Source organism: Streptomyces cinerochromogenes, assembly GCF_014648635.1.
Lineage (GTDB): Bacteria > Actinomycetota > Actinomycetes > Streptomycetales > Streptomycetaceae > Streptomyces > Streptomyces cinerochromogenes.
Map to the genome: position 1 here is coordinate 147332 of NZ_BMRM01000008.1, position 15556 is coordinate 162887.

The 15556-nt window shown below is 73.3% G+C and carries 13 protein-coding genes; 7 read left to right on the plus strand and 6 right to left on the minus strand.

Annotated elements, in window-relative coordinates:
• Positions 1 to 102: 102 nt before the first annotated feature.
• Positions 103 to 711 carry a TetR/AcrR family transcriptional regulator gene (locus IEZ20_RS17320; RefSeq protein WP_189299450.1) on the minus strand — a complete coding sequence of 203 codons (609 nt, stop codon included), beginning with the start codon at positions 709 to 711 and terminating at the stop codon, positions 103 to 105.
• A 121-nt stretch (positions 712 to 832) separates the two neighbouring features.
• Between IEZ20_RS17320 and IEZ20_RS17325 the strand changes: the two genes are divergently transcribed.
• The gene (locus IEZ20_RS17325) at positions 833 to 2449 is read left to right on the plus strand and encodes a cytochrome P450 (protein ID WP_189299461.1); all 1617 of its coding nucleotides are present in this window, start codon (positions 833 to 835) and stop codon (positions 2447 to 2449) included.
• A gap of 40 nt (positions 2450 to 2489) precedes the next feature.
• On the opposite strand, the gene IEZ20_RS17330 is transcribed toward IEZ20_RS17325, so the two are convergent.
• The 5 genes from IEZ20_RS17330 to IEZ20_RS17350 form a co-directional block, all read right to left on the minus strand.
• A complete protein-coding gene (locus tag IEZ20_RS17330) occupies positions 2490 to 3233 on the minus strand; it encodes a PIG-L deacetylase family protein (protein WP_189299463.1) in 744 nt (247 codons plus the stop codon).
• Positions 3234 to 3320: 87 nt separating this feature from the next.
• On the minus strand, positions 3321 to 4622 hold the full coding sequence (locus IEZ20_RS17335; protein ID WP_189299465.1) for an alpha/beta fold hydrolase: 1302 nt from the start codon (positions 4620 to 4622) through the stop codon (positions 3321 to 3323).
• Between the two features lie 109 nt (positions 4623 to 4731).
• Positions 4732 to 5763 (minus strand): LacI family DNA-binding transcriptional regulator, encoded by a 1032-nt coding sequence (locus tag IEZ20_RS17340; RefSeq protein ID WP_189299467.1) that lies wholly within the window; start codon positions 5761 to 5763, stop codon positions 4732 to 4734.
• A gap of 55 nt (positions 5764 to 5818) precedes the next feature.
• Positions 5819 to 7231, minus strand: coding sequence for a BNR repeat-containing protein (locus IEZ20_RS17345; RefSeq protein WP_189299469.1), 1413 nt, complete (start codon positions 7229 to 7231; stop codon positions 5819 to 5821).
• A 16-nt stretch (positions 7232 to 7247) separates the two neighbouring features.
• The gene (locus IEZ20_RS17350) at positions 7248 to 7568 is read right to left on the minus strand and encodes an L-rhamnose mutarotase (RefSeq protein WP_189299471.1); all 321 of its coding nucleotides are present in this window, start codon (positions 7566 to 7568) and stop codon (positions 7248 to 7250) included.
• Positions 7569 to 7806: 238 nt separating this feature from the next.
• Between IEZ20_RS17350 and rhaI the strand changes: the two genes are divergently transcribed.
• From rhaI to IEZ20_RS17380, 6 genes are all read left to right on the plus strand, one after another.
• Positions 7807 to 8967: an L-rhamnose isomerase gene (gene rhaI / locus IEZ20_RS17355; protein ID WP_189299473.1), complete on the plus strand. Its 1161-nt coding sequence runs from the start codon at positions 7807 to 7809 to the stop codon at positions 8965 to 8967.
• A 109-nt stretch (positions 8968 to 9076) separates the two neighbouring features.
• Positions 9077 to 11116, plus strand: coding sequence for a bifunctional aldolase/short-chain dehydrogenase (locus IEZ20_RS17360; protein WP_189299475.1), 2040 nt, complete (start codon positions 9077 to 9079; stop codon positions 11114 to 11116).
• Entirely contained in the window at positions 11113 to 12579 is a 1467-nt protein-coding gene (locus IEZ20_RS17365) for a rhamnulokinase (RefSeq protein WP_189299477.1), read from the plus strand. The genes IEZ20_RS17360 and IEZ20_RS17365 overlap by 4 nt, the downstream gene beginning before the upstream one ends.
• Positions 12580 to 12651: 72 nt before the next feature.
• Complete coding sequence (locus IEZ20_RS17370) at positions 12652 to 13407, plus strand: (Fe-S)-binding protein (RefSeq protein ID WP_189299479.1); 756 nt, start codon at positions 12652 to 12654, stop codon at positions 13405 to 13407.
• A gap of 25 nt (positions 13408 to 13432) precedes the next feature.
• Positions 13433 to 14911 carry a LutB/LldF family L-lactate oxidation iron-sulfur protein gene (locus tag IEZ20_RS17375; protein ID WP_189299481.1) on the plus strand — a complete coding sequence of 493 codons (1479 nt, stop codon included), beginning with the start codon at positions 13433 to 13435 and terminating at the stop codon, positions 14909 to 14911.
• Positions 14908 to 15549 carry a LutC/YkgG family protein gene (locus tag IEZ20_RS17380; protein ID WP_189299483.1) on the plus strand — a complete coding sequence of 214 codons (642 nt, stop codon included), beginning with the start codon at positions 14908 to 14910 and terminating at the stop codon, positions 15547 to 15549. Before IEZ20_RS17375 ends, IEZ20_RS17380 begins: the two co-directional genes overlap by 4 nt.
• Positions 15550 to 15556 lie beyond the last annotated feature (7 nt).

The window sequence follows — 15556 nt, forward strand, 5'->3', positions numbered from 1 at the left end:
CCTCCTTAGGTAAGCCTTGCCTAACCTATCGGAGATCGGAGCGCACGCCAACCACGCCCCACCGACCGCCACGACAGAGGTACGGCGACACCCGCGACGGGCCTACGGCAGGACGCCCAGCAGCGCGCGGGCACACAGGTCGCGCACCTGCTCCCGGCTCAGCCCGCCCTCCCCGCGCAGCCACTCGAGACACACCGCGGTGGTGAAGGCGAGCCAGCCGCGCACCGCCAGCCGCACCTGGGGAGCGGTCTGGACGACGGGACCGAACTCGGGGTCGGCGGCGAGCGCGGCCAGGATCTGCTTCTCCTGCGCGGCCAGCGCCCGCTGGTAGACCCGGCGCACGGCCTGGTCACCGGCCGCGTCGGCCCGGTGGAAGGCGCGGAAGCCGTGGGCGTGGGCCTGGACGTAGCCGAGGTAGGTGTCGAGGCCGGCGGCGAGCTGCTCGCGCACCGGGACCCCGGGCTCGGCGGCCGTCATGCGCAGCATGCGCGCGCTCTCCCGCTCCACGACGGCGGCGAAGAAGTCCCGCTTGGTCGGGAAGTAGTGGTACAGCAGCCCGCGCGACACCCCGGCGATCTCGGCGACCTGCTCGATCCACACCTCGTCGTAGGGGCTCTCCGAGAACAGCTTCGCGCCGACCGACAGCAGCTGCTCACGGCGTTCCCCGGTGCTGAGTCTGCGCCGGGCACGCTCCCCCTGGTTCGCGGGCATGGCGTCACTTTACTTGACGCGGATTCAACAAGGGGACCACACTGAAACACGTTATTGAACCCACGTACAACACGCGCGCGCCGCTGCTTCAACCGTCCGCTGGATCAAGGGAGATCGCGTCATGGCGGGGACGACGGAGACCATGGGGACCGGGCTGCCGAGGGGTTTCCGGAGCGCCGAGCAGGGCTGGCCCGAGCTGCACCGCATCCCGCATCCGCCGCGCCGGCTGCCGCTGCTCGGCGATGTGCTGGGCGCCGACCGGCACCGGCCGCTGCAGGACTCGATGCGCTTCGCGCGCGAGCTGGGACCGGTCTTCCGGCGCCGGGCGTTCGGCAAGGAGTTCGTGTTCGTGTGGGGGTCACGGTTCGTCGCCGACCTCGCCGACGAGTCCCGGTTCGCCAAGCACGTCGGCCTCGGTGTCGCCAACCTGCGGCCGCTGGCCGGCGACGGCCTGTTCACCGCCTACAACCACGAGCCCAACTGGCAGCTGGCGCACGACGTGCTGGCGCCCGGGTTCGGCCGGGAGGCCATGGAGGGCTACCACGGCATGATGCTGGCCGTCGCCGGCCGGCTGACCGACCACTGGGACCGGCAGCTGGCGGCCGGGCGCACGGTGGACGTTCCCGGCGACATGACCCGGCTGACCCTGGAGACGATCGCGCGGACCGGCTTCGGGCACGACTTCGGCTCCTTCGAGCGGGAGCGCCCGCACCCCTTCGTCACGGCGATGGTCGGCACGCTCAGCTACGCCCAGCAGCTGAACAGCGTGCCCGGACCGCTGGCCCCGCTGCTGCTGCGGGCCGCCGCACGGCGCAACGCGGCCGACATGGCGTACCTCAACCGCACGGTGGACGGCCTGGTCGCCGCCCGGCGCCGGTCCGGCGGCGGCGAGGGGGACCTGCTGGACCGCATGCTGGCCACCGCACACCCGGAGACCGGGGAGCGGCTCTCGACGGAGAACGTCCGCAAGCAGGTGATCACGTTCCTGGTGGCGGGTCACGAGACCACCTCGGGCGCGCTCTCCTTCGCCCTGTACTACCTCGCCCGGCACCCCGGGATCGCCGCCCGGGCCCGCGCCGAGGTGGACCGTGTCTGGGGTGACACCGAGCGGCCGGCCTACGACCGGATAGCCAAGCTGCGCTATGTCCGCCGGGTGCTGGACGAGTCGCTGCGGCTGTGGCCGACCGCGCCCGCCTTCGCCCGTGAGGCCCGCCAGGACACGGTCCTCGCCGGCGAGCACCCGATGCGCCGGGGCGCGTGGGCCATGGTGCTGACCCCGATGCTGCACCGCGAGCCGGAGGTGTGGGGCGAGGACGCCGAGCGCTTCGACCCGGACCGCTTCACCGCGCCGGCCGTACGGGCCCGTCCCCCACACGTCTTCAAGCCGTTCGGGACCGGCGCCCGGGCCTGCATCGGCCGCCAGTTCGCCCTGCACGAGGCGACCCTGGTCCTGGGGCTGCTGCTGCGCCGCTACGACCTGTCGGCCGACCCCGGCTACCGCCTGACGGTCGCCGAACGCCTGACGCTGATGCCGGAGGGACTGCGACTGCGGCTGGAGCGGCGGCCGGTTCCCGGGGACGTCGGCGAGAGGGGCCCCGAAGGGGCACGGGGACCTGCGCGACCGGCCCGCGACCGCGCCGCGGACGACCGGCGGAACACCACGGCACACGCCGACCCGGCCGGACCGGCGGAGCCCCTGTCGGCGAACCGCTGCCCGGTGCACAGGGCGAACAGCTGACGCCGGCAGCCGAGTACCGCGGTGGACGGCCCGGGCCGCGTCACCGGCCGAACACCTCGAAGGCCACCGCCGGTGTTCCGCCGAAGCGCTTGCCGGTGGCGGTGGTGGTCTCCGTCAGGAAGTCACGGACGTAGACCTCCGGGTCCTGGTCGGTCAACGCCTCGATGTAGGTGCGGTGTTCGAGCAGCGAGCGCACCGCCCGGTCCAGGCCGGGTGTGGCGTCGACGGCGTGGGTGGGGCTGCTGGAGCCGGCGACGGCCACCCAGCGGACGCCGTTCCAGGGCTCAAGGCCCTGCTCGGCGAGTTCCGGGAAGATCCAGCGGTTGCCGGCGTCGGCCGCGGCGTCCAGGGTGGCGCGGCCGACGGCGACGTGGTCGGGGGTGTTCCAGGCGACCCCGCCCCAGGTGTCGCGGTGGTTGAGGGTGACCACGAGTTCGGGGCGGTGGCGGCGGATCGCGGCGGCGATGTCGCGGCGCAGCGCGGTGCCGTACTCGATCACGCCGTCCCGGTGGTCGAGGAACTCCACGGTGGTGACGCCGACCACGGCGGCACCGGCCCGCTGCTCGCGCTCGCGCAGCGGGCCGCAGACGGCGGGGTCCAGGGTGTCGATGCCCGCCTCGCCGCGGGTGGCCAGCACATAGGCGACCTCCCGGCCGGCGTCGGTCCAGGCGGCGACGGCCGCGGAGCAGCCGTACTCCAGGTCGTCGGGGTGCGCCACCACGGCGAGGGCCCGCTGCCAGTCGCCGGGCAGGGGCTGGAGCTGAGTGATCTTGGACTCCGTCATGGGTGGCACCCTAGTTGTTCCGGTGTCCCGGAGGGGGCGCGGGGACCCGCGCGACCAGCCACGACGGGCCCGCGGACGGACGACGGCTCACACCTCGTCGCGCACCAGCGCCAGCAGCCGGTCCAGCACCCGGGACGCGCCCACGCGCAGGCCGTCGTGCTCGTACTCGTTGGTGACCCAGGGGCGCAGCCCGCGGATCGCGGCGGCGGTCTCCAGCGAGTGGGCGGTGTCGACGAACATGTCGTCGTGGTAGACGGCCGCGGCGACCGGGACCTCGTTGGCGGCGAGGCGGGCCGGGTCGTACAGCGGGCGCCAGTCGGTGCGGGCGGCGAGCAGGTCGGCGGTCTCGCGCAGGGGCCGCAGGGCCGGGTCGGTCTCGAACATCCAGGGGTGGACCGTCTCGCCGGTGAAGAGCACGGGGCCGTCGCCGGTGAGCGCCTTGGCCGCGTCGAACCGGGGGAACTCGGCGCGGACGCGTTCGGCGGCCCAGGCGGTGGGGCGGGCGTCCTGGCCGTAGATGGTCTCGTGGACGAGGGCGTAGAGGGGGTGGCCGGTGTACGACAGCAGGGCCTGCGCCTGTTCCTGGAAGGCGTCGGACAGTTCGAGGCCGGCCGGGGTGCGGACGAAGGCGTCCTCCAGCAGGAGGTGCAGCCGGTGGCTGCCGTCGCTCGTGCCGAGCATCAGGCCGAGGGACTGGAAGGCCTCCACCGTGAAGCGGTAGCCGTTCGGCAGGACCACGTCGTGGCTGAGGAGGTGGTCGGCGATCCGGCGGGCCCGCTCCACGTCCTGCGGGTAGCGGTCGTAGTGGGCGGCGACCTTGCGCTCGATGCGCGGGTAGGCGGCCCGGTAGACGTCGTCGGCGTGGGCGTGCAGGGAGGGCAGGCCGCCCGTGATGATCGCGGTGTGGACGCCCTCGGGGGCGAGGGAGAGGTACGACACCGTGCAGAAGCCGCCGAAGCTCTGGCCGAGCACGGTCCACGGGGCGCCGCCGGTGAGCCGCGGCCGGATGGCCTCGCAGTCGCGGACGATGGAGTCGGCGCGGAAGTGGGTGAGGTAGTCGGCCTGTGCGGCGGGGCCGCCGCGCAGCGGCAGGGTCTGCCGGGTGGCGGGGGTGGAGCGGCCGGTGCCGCGCTGGTCGAGCAGCAGGACGCGGTACTCCTGCAGGGCCCGGTCGAGCCAGGACTGACGTCCGACGAAACGATTCGCTCCGAAGCCGGGGCCGCCCGTGAGGTACACCAGCCACGGCAGGTCCTGCCCCGCCTTGTCGCTCGCCACCGCCTCGCGGGCGTACAGCTCGATGGTCTCGCCCCCGGGGTCGGCGTGGTCGAGGGGCACGGTGAAGTGGTGGTCGGTGAGGACGACGCCGGGCTGACGGTAGCTGAGGCTCAACGGGTCTCCTGGGACGGACGGTCCGGACGGGTCCCAGTTGAGCACATGGACGGGCGCGGGCCGAGCCCGGGATCAGGGACGGCCGCTGGACCTCCGGCCGGTGCGGTGCTCAGCGTGCGGCGAGGCTGGAGCGGCGCACCACCAGCTCCGGCTGGAGCACCACGCGCCGGTGCTCGTGCGTCCGCCTCCCCCCGCCCTCGCCCTGCTCGGTCTCCTCCAGCAGCAGTTCGGCGGCGAGGGCGCCCATGGTGACGGCGGGCTGGCGTACGGAGGTGAGGGGTACGGCGGCAGCGGCGGCGAACTCGATGTCGTCGTAGCCGACGATCGCCAGGTCGTCCGGGACGGTGACGCCCGCCGCGTACATCGCCTGGAGCACGCCGAGGGCGAGCAGGTCGTTGGCGCAGAAGACGGCGGTGGGCCGGTCGGCGAGGCCGAGCAGCCGGGCACCGGCGTCCCGGCCGGCGGCCACGTCGAGCCGTTCGGTGGGCAGTTCACGCAGCGCCTCCGGGGCGAGCCCGGCCTCGGCGAGCGCGCGCAGCGCGCCGGTGCGCCGGTCGCGGACCTGGTTGAGGCCGGGCGGCCCGCTGACGTAGGCGATGGTGCGGTGCCCGGCGTCCACCAGATGCCGGACCGCGAGCGCGCCGCCCGCGACGTCGTCCACGGAGACCGAGCACTCGGTGGTGCCCTCGGCGACCCGGTCGACCAGCACGAACGGGATGCCGTGCCGGCGGAAGCCCTCGATGTTGCGGCCGCTGGCGTCGGCCGGGGTGAGCAGGACGCCCCGCACCCGCTGCTCGGCGAAGAGCGACAGGTATTCCGCCTCCTCGGCGGCGTTCTGCGCGCTGTTGCACACCATCACGCCGAGCCCCGCCTGCCGGGCCGCCCGCTCGGCGCCGCGCGCGACGTCCACGAAGAACGGGTTGCCCATGTCCAGCACGAGCAGCCCCATGATCCGGCTGCGGCCCGCCCGCAGCTGACGCGCCGACTCGCTGCGGACGTAGCCGAGCCGGTCGATCGCGGACAGCACCCGGGCGCGGGTCTCGCCGGCCACGGTGTCCGGGCGGTTGATGACGTTGGACACGGTGCCCACCGACACTCCGGCGGCGCGGGCGACGTCCTTGATACCCACCGACTGGGCCATCGGGGTTCGGACCTCCAGGGAACGGGGATGCGGCGGGACGACCTTCACATTACCGTCACGCCGGCAGGGCGAAGTCGGCCACGTGCAGTGCCGAGGGCGTGGTGCCGGCGGACTTCTCCTGGTACAGGAAGGACAGCACGTTGTCCGCCCTCACCCGGGTCTCGTCGATGACGACCTCGCCGAAGGCGTTCAGTCCGCCGCCGTCGTACAGCAGCCTCCAGTCGGTGTACCCGGAGGCCTGCGACGCGGCGGCGATGCGGCCGTACGGGAGGACGGCGTAGGCGTTGTCGTACCGGTCCAGGACCAGCCTGGTGCGCTGGCTGGAGGCGAGCGGGACAGGGATCTCGGTCTTCCGCCAGCCGCCGGAGGCCGTCTTGCGCAGGTGGAAGGCGCGTCCGTGGGCGGTGCGGTCGGTGACGTAGTCGGTGGTGCACCGGCCGAAGCGGCCGGGGACGTAGCTGATGACGGCGTGCGGCCGGCCGGCGGAGTCGGTGGCCTGGCTCTCCTGGTTCATCAGCGAGTGGTCCGGGCCCAGCGGGTCGACCACGAGGCCGCCGTCGCCGGCACAGACCTTGTCCGGGCCGCCGGTGGTGCCGACGACGGTGCCCGCGTCGTTGCGCCAGGTACGGCCGCGGTCGTCGGACCAGACGTAGCCGGTGTCGTGGTTGGCGATGCCGCCGCCGCTGCGCATGACGGCCGCGTTCTGCTCCCGCCAGGTGAACAGGGCGTGCAGCCGTCCCCGCGTGTCGTAGTCGATGCCGTGCAGGTACATGTTCCGGGCCGTGCTGGAGCCGTGCTCACCGGTGTACGTGCCGGTCGCGCTGGTCCACTCCCCGAGCGCGGTCCAGCGCGTACCGTCGTACTCGGCCAGCGCGTTGCGGCCGTTGCCGGAGATCCCGGCGCGGTAGCTGAGCTGGAGCCGGCCCTCCGGGGTGGCGACGAACTGCGGGTAGGTGAACTGCGGGGTGAGCGCGAGCCCGTCCAGGGTCGTCCGTACGGCGCCGAAGACGGACGGGGTCCAGGCCGTGCCGGCCGGGTCGTCCAGGAGCCCGGCGGCGGACTTGACGTAGAAGAAGCCGTCGCTGTGGGAGTCCATGTTCAGGTGGAGGCGGCCGTCCGCCGCGGAGACGCCCATGGAGATGACGTTGTGGGAGTCGTCGGCCTTGAGCCGGTGCGGCAGGGTCACCGTCGACCAGATGGCGGACCCGAGGGCCCGGCGGGCGACGACCGCGTCGCGGCTCGCCGTGTACCAGGCGGCGTACTGGTGGCCCTTGTGGGTCAACAGGCCGTTCTTCTGGAAGGAGTTGTTGTTGACCAGGCCGTCGTAGGAGACGAAGTAGACGGCCCGGGCGTCCAGTTCGGTGGTGCCCTTGCTCGTGACCGACGGGCCCGGGACGGCCGCCCGCGCTGGTCCGGCGGCCGTGGCGGAGGCGGCGGGGACGCCGGCCGGCACGGTGCGTCGTCTCATGTTCGGCTCCAGGTGGTCAGGCGAGGTGGAACACCTCGGTGAGCGGATTCATGGCTTCGTCGGGGCGGGCGCCGTCCGGGGACTCGAAGAACGGCGCCATCTCCCGCTGCCAGCGGGCGTTGACGTCGGTGGCCGCCATGCCCGCCCGGGCGGCGGCGAAGTCCTCCGTCTCCAGGTAGCCGACGAGCAGGCCGTCCTCGCGCAGGAACAGCGAGTAGTTGTGCCAGCCGGTCGCCCTGAGGGCCTCCAGCATCTCCGGCCAGACGGCGGCGTGCCGCTCCCGGTACTCGGCGAGCCGGTCCGCCCGGACCTTCAGCAGGAAACACACGCGCTGCATCGGCAGCTCCCACCACGGGTTGTGAAAGGTTTCAAGTGGATGGCCGGGACGGTAGGCACCACAGCCATGTCACGTCAATGGGTCCGTATCGAAAAAGTTTCGATAGCCGAAGGTCGCGGCGGAGTCGCGAAGGGCCGGGGCCGTCGGACTGCTTGACACCCCTTCGGGCGGCCCCTAGCTTGCCGTCCTGAATCGTTTCACACGCTCAGTCGTCCACCGACTTCACAGGAGCCCCGAAGTGACCGACCTCGCCGCGGTGAAGGCCGCGCTCAGGACCCAGGCCGTCGAGACGCCGTCGTGGGCGTACGGGAACTCCGGGACCCGCTTCAAGGTCTTCGCCCAGGCCGGGGTGCCGCGCTCGCCGTGGGAGAAGCTTCAGGACGCGGCACAGGTGCACGCCTTCACCGGCGTCGCGCCGACCGTCGCCCTGCACATCCCCTGGGACACGGTGGAGGACTACGCGGCGCTCGCGAAGTACGCCGAGGAGCGGGGCGTGCGGCTGGGCGCGGTCAACTCCAACACCTTCCAGGACGACGACTACAGGCTGGGCAGCGTCTGCCACCCGGACGCGGCGGTGCGGCGCAAGGCCGTGGACCACCTGCTGCGCTGCGTCGACATCATGGACGCCACCGGGTCGCGGGACCTGAAGCTGTGGTTCGCCGACGGCACGAACTACCCCGGGCAGGACGACATCCGCGCCCGGCAGGACCGGCTCGCCGAGGGGCTGGCCGAGGTGTACGCGCGGCTCGGCGAGGGGCAGCGGATGCTGCTGGAGTACAAGTTCTTCGAGCCGGCGTTCTACACCACGGACGTACCGGACTGGGGGACCGCGTACGTGCACTGCCTCAAGCTCGGCGACAGGGCCCAGGTGGTCGTCGACACCGGGCACCACGCTCCGGGGACCAACATCGAGTTCATCGTGGCGACGCTGCTGCGGGAGGGGAAGCTCGGCGGGTTCGACTTCAACTCGCGCTTCTACGCCGACGACGACCTGATGGTGGGGGCGGCGGACCCGTTCCAGTTGTTCCGGATCATGTTCGAGGTGGTCCGGGGCGGGGGGTTCACCTCCGCGGTCGCGTTCATGCTCGACCAGTGCCACAACATCGAGCCGAAGATCCCGGCGATCATCCGGTCGGTGATGAACGTCCAGGAGGCCACGGCCAAGGCGCTGCTGGTCGACCGTGCGGCCTTGGCCGCGGCTCAGGCCGCCGGGGACGTCCTCGGTGCCAACGCCGTGCTGATGGACGCCTACAACACCGATGTGCGGGGGCTTCTCGCCGAGGTCAGGGAGGAGTCGGGGCTGGATCCCGATCCCATGGCCGCGTATGCCCGGTCCGGGTGGGCCGAACGGATCGTCGCCGAGCGGGTCGGTGGGGAGCAGGCCGGCTGGGGGGCGTGAAGCGTCCGCCTCCCGAGCGCCGTCGCGGGGTGCGGGTCCGTCGTGGTGTCCCGCGCAGTTCCCCGCGCCCCTTCGACACGTCCCTCTTTACGGAAAAGGAACCGTACTCATGACCACGCACCCCGAAGTCGCCGCACTCCTCGGCCGTTCCCACCGCCTGGGCTCCGACCCCCGCACCACCAACTACGCCGGCGGCAACGCCTCCGCGAAAGGCACCGCCACCGACCCCGTCACGGGCGGTGACGTGGAGCTGATGTGGGTCAAGGGGTCCGGTGGCGACCTCGGCACGCTCACCGAGGGCGGGCTGGCCGTGTTGCGGCTGGACCGGCTGCGGGCGCTCGCGGAGGTGTACCCGGGGGTCGAGCGCGAGGACGAGATGGTTGCCGCGTTCGACTACTGCCTGCACGGCAGGGGCGGGGCCGCGCCCTCCATCGACACCGCCATGCACGGCCTGGTGGACGCCCCGCACGTGGATCACCTGCACCCCGACTCCGGTATCGCGCTGGCCTGTGCGGCCGACGGGGAGAAGCTGACCGCCGAGTGTTTCGGGGACAGCGTGGTGTGGGTGCCGTGGCGGCGGCCCGGGTTCCAGCTCGGGCTGGACATCGCCGCGATCAAGGCCGCCCACCCGCGCGCCGTCGGGTGCGTCCTCGGCGGGCACGGGATCACCGCCTGGGGCGACTCGTCCGAGGAGTGCGAGCGGAACTCGCTGCACATCATCCGCACCGCCGAGGCGTTCCTCGCCGAGCGGGGGAAGGCGGAGCCGTTCGGACCGGTCGTCGAGGGGTACGAGGCGCTGCCCGAGGCCGCGCGGAGGGAGCGGGCGGCGGCTCTCGCGCCGTACGTCCGCGCGCTGGCCTCGCGGGACAGGCCCCAGGTCGGGCACTTCGACGACTCGGACGTCGTCCTCGACTTCCTCGCGCGTGCCGGGCATCCCCGGCTGGCCGCCCTCGGCACCTCCTGCCCCGACCACTTCCTGCGGACGAAGGTACGGCCGCTCGTGCTGGACCTGCCGCCGACGGCGCCGCTGGACGAGGCCGTGGCCCGGCTGAAGGAGCTGCACACCGCCTACCGCGAGGAGTACGCCGCCTACTACCGGCGGCACGCGCTGCCCGACTCCCCCGCCATGCGCGGCGCCGACCCGGCCGTCGTGCTCGTCCCGGGCGTCGGCATGTTCTCCTTCGGCAAGGACAAGCAGACCGCTCGGGTGGCCGGCGAGTTCTACGTCAACGCCGTCCACGTGATGCGCGGGGCCGAGGCCGTCTCGTCGTACGCGCCGATCGAGGAAGCCGAGAAGTTCCGCATCGAGTACTGGGCGCTGGAGGAGGCCAAGCTGCGGCGGATGCCCGCGCCGAAGCCGCTCGCCACGCGCGTCGCGCTCGTGACGGGGGCCGGCAGCGGGATCGGGAAGGCGATCGCGCACCGGCTGGCGGCCGAGGGGGCGTGTGTCGTCGTCGCCGATGTGAACGGGGAGAACGCCTCGGCCGTCGCCGAGGAGCTGGGCGGTCCGGACACGGCGGTCGCCGTCACCGTGGACGTGACGTCCGAGGAGCAGATCGTCGCCGCGTTCCGGGCGGCCGTGCTCGCCTTCGGCGGGGTGGACCTCGTCGTGAACAACGCCGGGATCTCCGTCTCCAAGCCGCTGCTGGAGACGTCGGCGGACGACTGGGACCTCCAGCACGACGTCATGGCCCGCGGGTCCTTCCTCGTGTCGAGGGAGGCGGCGCGGGTGATGACCGCGCAGGGGCTGGGCGGTGACATCGTCTACATCGCCTCGAAGAACGCCGTCTTCGCCGGGCCGGACAACATCGCCTACTCCGCCACCAAGGCCGACCAGGCCCATCAGGTGCGGCTGCTCGCCGCCGAGCTGGGCGAGCACGGGATCCGGGTGAACGGGGTCAACCCGGACGGGGTGGTGCGCGGGTCCGGGATCTTCGCCGGGGGCTGGGGGGCGCAGCGGGCCGCGGTGTACGGGGTGCCGGAGGAGAAGCTGGGCGAGTTCTACGCGCAGCGGACCCTGCTGAAGCGGGAGGTGCTGCCCGAGCACGTGGCGAACGCGGTGTTCGCGCTCACCGGCGGGGACCTCACCCACACCACCGGGCTGCACATCCCGGTCGACGCGGGTGTGGCGGCCGCGTTCCTGCGATGAGCGCGGGCGTGAAGTCGTACGCCGCCGTCGATCTCGGCGCCTCCAGCGGGCGGGTGATGGTGGGGCGGGTGGGCCCGGACTCGGTGGAGCTGAGCGAGGCGCACCGGTTCCCCAACCGGCCGGTGCGGGTACCGGAGGGGCTGCGCTGGGACGTGCTCGCCCTGTACGCGGGTGTGCTGGACGGGTTGCGGGCGGCCGGTGCCCACTGCGGTGGACGGCTCGCCTCGGTGGGCGTCGACAGCTGGGCCGTCGACTACGGACTGCTGGACGCCGACGGGGCCCTGCTCGGCAACCCGGTGCACTACCGCGACGCCCGCACGGAGGGCGTGGCGGAGAAGGTGTGGGCGAGCGTGCCGGCGGCGGAGCTGTACGCGGCGACCGGCATCCAGTACGCCCCGTTCAACACCCTGTACCAGCTCACGGCCGCCCGATCGACCGCACAACCGGCCGGTGCGCGGCGGCTGCTGCTCATCCCGGACCTGCTGACGTACTGGCTCACCGGCGAGCAGGGCACCGAGCTGACCAACGCCTCCACCACCCAGCTGATCGACCCCCGCACCCGTGACTGGGCGTACGGGGTCGCCGAGCGGCTCGGCGTCGACCTCGGCCTGTTCGCGCCGCTGCGGCGGCCGGGCGATCCGGCCGGGACGCTGCGCCCGGAGGTGCTGGCGGAGACGGACCTGGCGGGACCGGTGCCGGTGACGGCCGTCGGCTCGCACGACACCGCCTCCGCGGTGGCCGCGATCCCGGCGGCGGCCGGTGAGCGCTTCGCCTACATCTGCACCGGCACCTGGTCCCTGGCCGGGCTGGAGCTGGACGCGCCCGTGCTCACCGAGGAGAGCCGGGCCGCGAACTTCACCAACGAGCTGGGGCTCGACGGCACCGTGCGCTATCTGCGCAACATCATGGGGCTGTGGCTGCTCCAGGAGTGCGTACGGGCCTGGGGCGAGCCGGATCTGGGGGTACTGCTGCGGGAGGCGGCCACCGTGCCGGCGCTGCGCTCGGTGGTGGACGCCGGGGACGAGGCGTTCCTGGCGCCGGGGCGGATGCCGGAGCGGATCGCCGAGGCGTGCCGGGTGGCGGGGCAGCCGGTGCCGAAGACCCGGGCCGAGACCACCCGGTGCATCCTCGACTCGCTGGCCCTCGCCCACCGGCGGGCCGTGCTGGAGGCCCAGCGGCTGGCCGACCGTCCGGTGGACGTGGTCCACCTGGTCGGGGGCGGCACCCGCAACGCGCTGCTGTGCCAGCTGACGGCCGACGCCTGCGGTCTGCCGGTGGTGGCCGGCGCGACCGAGGCGGCGGCCCTCGGCAACGTCCTCGTGCAGGCCCGCGCGCACGGACTCGTCGGCGACCTGGCCGCACAGCGCCGGCTGCTGGCCCGGACCCAGCCGCTCACCCGGTACACGCCTCGCGGCGACACCGGCCGCTGGCGGGCGGCCGAGGCCCGGCTCGCCGCGCGGTGAGCCGCGCCCTCCCCTCGGCGTGACTCGCCGACTACCCTGCACTCGTCCGATGACCGACACCGAGGAGCCGCGATGCGTGTCGCCCTGTTCCTGACCTGTGTCAACGACACGCTGTATCCGGACACCGGGCGTGCCGTGGTGAAGCTGCTGACCAGACTGGGTGTCGACGTCGACTTCCCGATGGGCCAGAGCTGCTGCGGGCAGGCGCACTACAACACCGGCTACCGCCATGAGGCCGAACCGTTGGCCCGCCACTTCTCCGATGTCTTCCGGGAGTACGACGCGATCGTGACGCCGTCCGGTTCGTGCGGGGCGATGGTGCGGGAGCTGTATCCGCGGATGGGGGAACGGGCGCGGGCCGAGGGGCGCGGGGACGGCCTCGCGCGGACGCTGGCGCCGGTGGTGCCGAAGACGTACGAGCTGACCGAGTTCCTGGTGGACGTGCTCGGGGTGACGGATGTCGGCGCCCACTATCCGCACAAGGTGACGTACCACCCGACCTGCCACGGGCTGCGCGGGCTGGGGCTCGGCGACCGGCCGCGCCGGCTGCTCCGGGCGGTCAGGGGACTGGAACTGGTCGAGCTGCCGGGCGCCGAGGAGTGCTGCGGGTTCGGCGGGACGTTCGCGCTGAAGAACGCGGAGGTGTCGGCGGCGATGGGCGCGGACAAGGTGCGCAACGCCGAGTCGACGGGCGCGGAGGTGCTGTGCGCGGCCGACAACTCCTGTCTGATGCACCTCGGTGGCACGATGAGCCGGCTGCGGACGGGCATGCGGCCGGTGCACATCGCGGAGATCCTGGCGAGCACGGAGGAGGAACCGGCGGTATGACCGCGACGACGGAGGAGGGACCGGCATGACCGGAACGTTCGTGGGCATGCCGGCCTTCCCGAAGGCCGCGCACGACGCCGTCCACGACCCCACCCTGCGCGGCAACCTGCGCCACGCCACCCACACCATCCGGGCCAAACGGGCCAGGGCGGTGGGCGAGTTGTCCGACTGGGCGGCGCTGCGCGAGGCGGGCAGGCGGATCAAGGACCACACGCTGCGCCATCTCGACCGGTACCTCCTCCAGTTGGAGGAGTCGGTCACCGCGGCCGGCGGTACGGTCCACTGGGCCGCCGACGCCGACGAGGCCAACCGGATCGTCGCCCGGCTGGTCAGGGAGACGGGCGAGTCGGAGGTCGTCAAGGTCAAGTCGATGGCCACCCAGGAGATCGGCCTCAACGAGGCCCTGGAGGCCGAGGGCATCCGCGCCTACGAGACCGATCTCGCCGAGCTGATCGTCCAGTTGGGCGAGGACCGCCCCTCGCACATCCTGGTCCCGGCCATCCACCGCAACCGGGGCGAGATCCGGGACATCTTCCGGAAGGAGATGGGCCGGTGGGGCCGTCCCGCGCCGGACGACCTCACGGACACGCCCGCCGAACTCGCCGAGGCGGCCCGGCTGCACCTGCGGGAGAAGTTCCTGCGCGCCAAGGTCGGCATCTCCGGCGCCAACTTCATGGTCGCCGAGACCGGCACGCTCGTGGTGGTGGAGTCCGAGGGCAACGGCCGGATGTGCCTGACCCTGCCGGAGACCCTCATCTCGGTCGTCGGCATCGAGAAGGTCGTCCCCGCCTGGCGGGACCTGGAGGTCTTCCTCCAGACCCTCCCCCGCTCCTCCACCGCCGAGCGCATGAACCCGTACACCAGCATGTGGACGGGCACCACGGACGAGGACGGGCCCCGCGCCTTCCACCTGGTCCTGCTGGACAACGGCCGCACCGACACCCTCGCCGACCGGGTCGGCCGCCAGGCGCTGCGCTGCATCCGCTGCTCGGCCTGCCTGAACGTGTGCCCGGTGTACGAGCGGGCCGGAGGGCACGCGTACGGCTCCGTCTACCCCGGCCCCATCGGCGCCATCCTCAGCCCCCAGCTCCGGGGTACGGCGAGCGAGATCGACGCCTCCCTGCCGTACGCGTCGAGCCTGTGCGGGGCCTGCTACGAGGTGTGCCCCGTCGCCATCGACATCCCGGAGGTGCTGGTGCACCTGCGGGAGCGGGTGGTGGAGGGGGGTCCGGCGGTGCGGCAGGGCAACAAGGTGGTGCTCCGGCCGGCGAAGGGACACGCCGCCGAACGGGCGGCGATGCGGGCGGCGCGCTGGGCGTTCGGCCACCCGGGCGCCCTGCGCGCGGGCCAGCGGCTGGCCTCGCGGACCCGCCGGCTGCACCCGCGTACCCTGCCGGGCCCCGGCCGGGCGTGGAGCGGCACCCGGGACCTGCCGGCCGTGCCGGCGGAGCCCTTCCGGGACTGGTGGCAGCGCACGCGGGGCGGAAAGGACGGTGCCGAGTGAGCGGCAGGGAGCGGATCCTGGGCCGGGTGCGGCGCGCGCTCGCCGATGTGGCGCCGGACGACCGGCCGTACGGTGAGGCCGTGCCGCGGGACTACCTGCGCGAGCACGGGCGGCGGACCGTCGAGGAGACGGTGGAGCTGCTGGCGGAGAACCTGGCGGACTACCGGGCGGTCGTGCACCGCGGCACGGAAGACCGGCTGCCCGCGCTGATCGGGAGGCTGCTGGCCGAGCGGGGCTCCCGGGAGGTGCTGGTGCCGGCCGGGCTGCCACCGGCGTGGACGGCCGCCGCGGACGCCGTGCGGGTCGACGACCGGGCGGCGGACACCCCGCAGCGGCTGGACCGGGTCGACAGCGTGGTGACGGGGTGCGCCGTGGCGGTCGCCGAGACCGGCACGATCGTCCTCGACGGTTCCCCGGACCAGGGCCGGCGCCGTATCTCGCTCGTCCCCGACCACCACATCTGTGTCGTCCGCGTCCCGGACCAGGTCGTGTCCTCGGTCCCGCAGGCCCTCGAACGCCTCGATCCGGGCCGCCCGCTGACGTGGATCTCCGGCCCCTCGGCCACCAGCGACATCGAACTGGACCGGGTGGAGGGCGTGCACGGCCCACGCACCCTGGAGGTGATCCTGCTCGGCTGACGACCCC

Bases quoted from the DNA above. Each gene is read 5' to 3' on its own strand.
- IEZ20_RS17350 (WP_189299471.1), bottom strand. From the start codon at position 7,568: ATGCAGCGCGTGTGTTTCCTGCTGAAGGTCCGGGCGGACCGGCTCGCC.
- IEZ20_RS17330 (WP_189299463.1), bottom strand. From the start codon at position 3,233: ATGACGGAGTCCAAGATCACTCAGCTCCAGCCCCTGCCCGGCGACTGG.
- IEZ20_RS17345 (WP_189299469.1), bottom strand. From the start codon at position 7,231: ATGAGACGACGCACCGTGCCGGCCGGCGTCCCCGCCGCCTCCGCCACG.
- IEZ20_RS17325 (WP_189299461.1), top strand. From the start codon at position 833: ATGGCGGGGACGACGGAGACCATGGGGACCGGGCTGCCGAGGGGTTTC.
- IEZ20_RS17360 (WP_189299475.1), top strand. From the start codon at position 9,077: ATGACCACGCACCCCGAAGTCGCCGCACTCCTCGGCCGTTCCCACCGC.
- IEZ20_RS17340 (WP_189299467.1), bottom strand. From the start codon at position 5,763: ATGGCCCAGTCGGTGGGTATCAAGGACGTCGCCCGCGCCGCCGGAGTG.
- IEZ20_RS17320 (WP_189299450.1), bottom strand. From the start codon at position 711: ATGCCCGCGAACCAGGGGGAGCGTGCCCGGCGCAGACTCAGCACCGGG.
- IEZ20_RS17370 (WP_189299479.1), top strand. From the start codon at position 12,652: ATGCGTGTCGCCCTGTTCCTGACCTGTGTCAACGACACGCTGTATCCG.
- IEZ20_RS17365 (WP_189299477.1), top strand. From the start codon at position 11,113: ATGAGCGCGGGCGTGAAGTCGTACGCCGCCGTCGATCTCGGCGCCTCC.
- IEZ20_RS17375 (WP_189299481.1), top strand. From the start codon at position 13,433: ATGACCGGAACGTTCGTGGGCATGCCGGCCTTCCCGAAGGCCGCGCAC.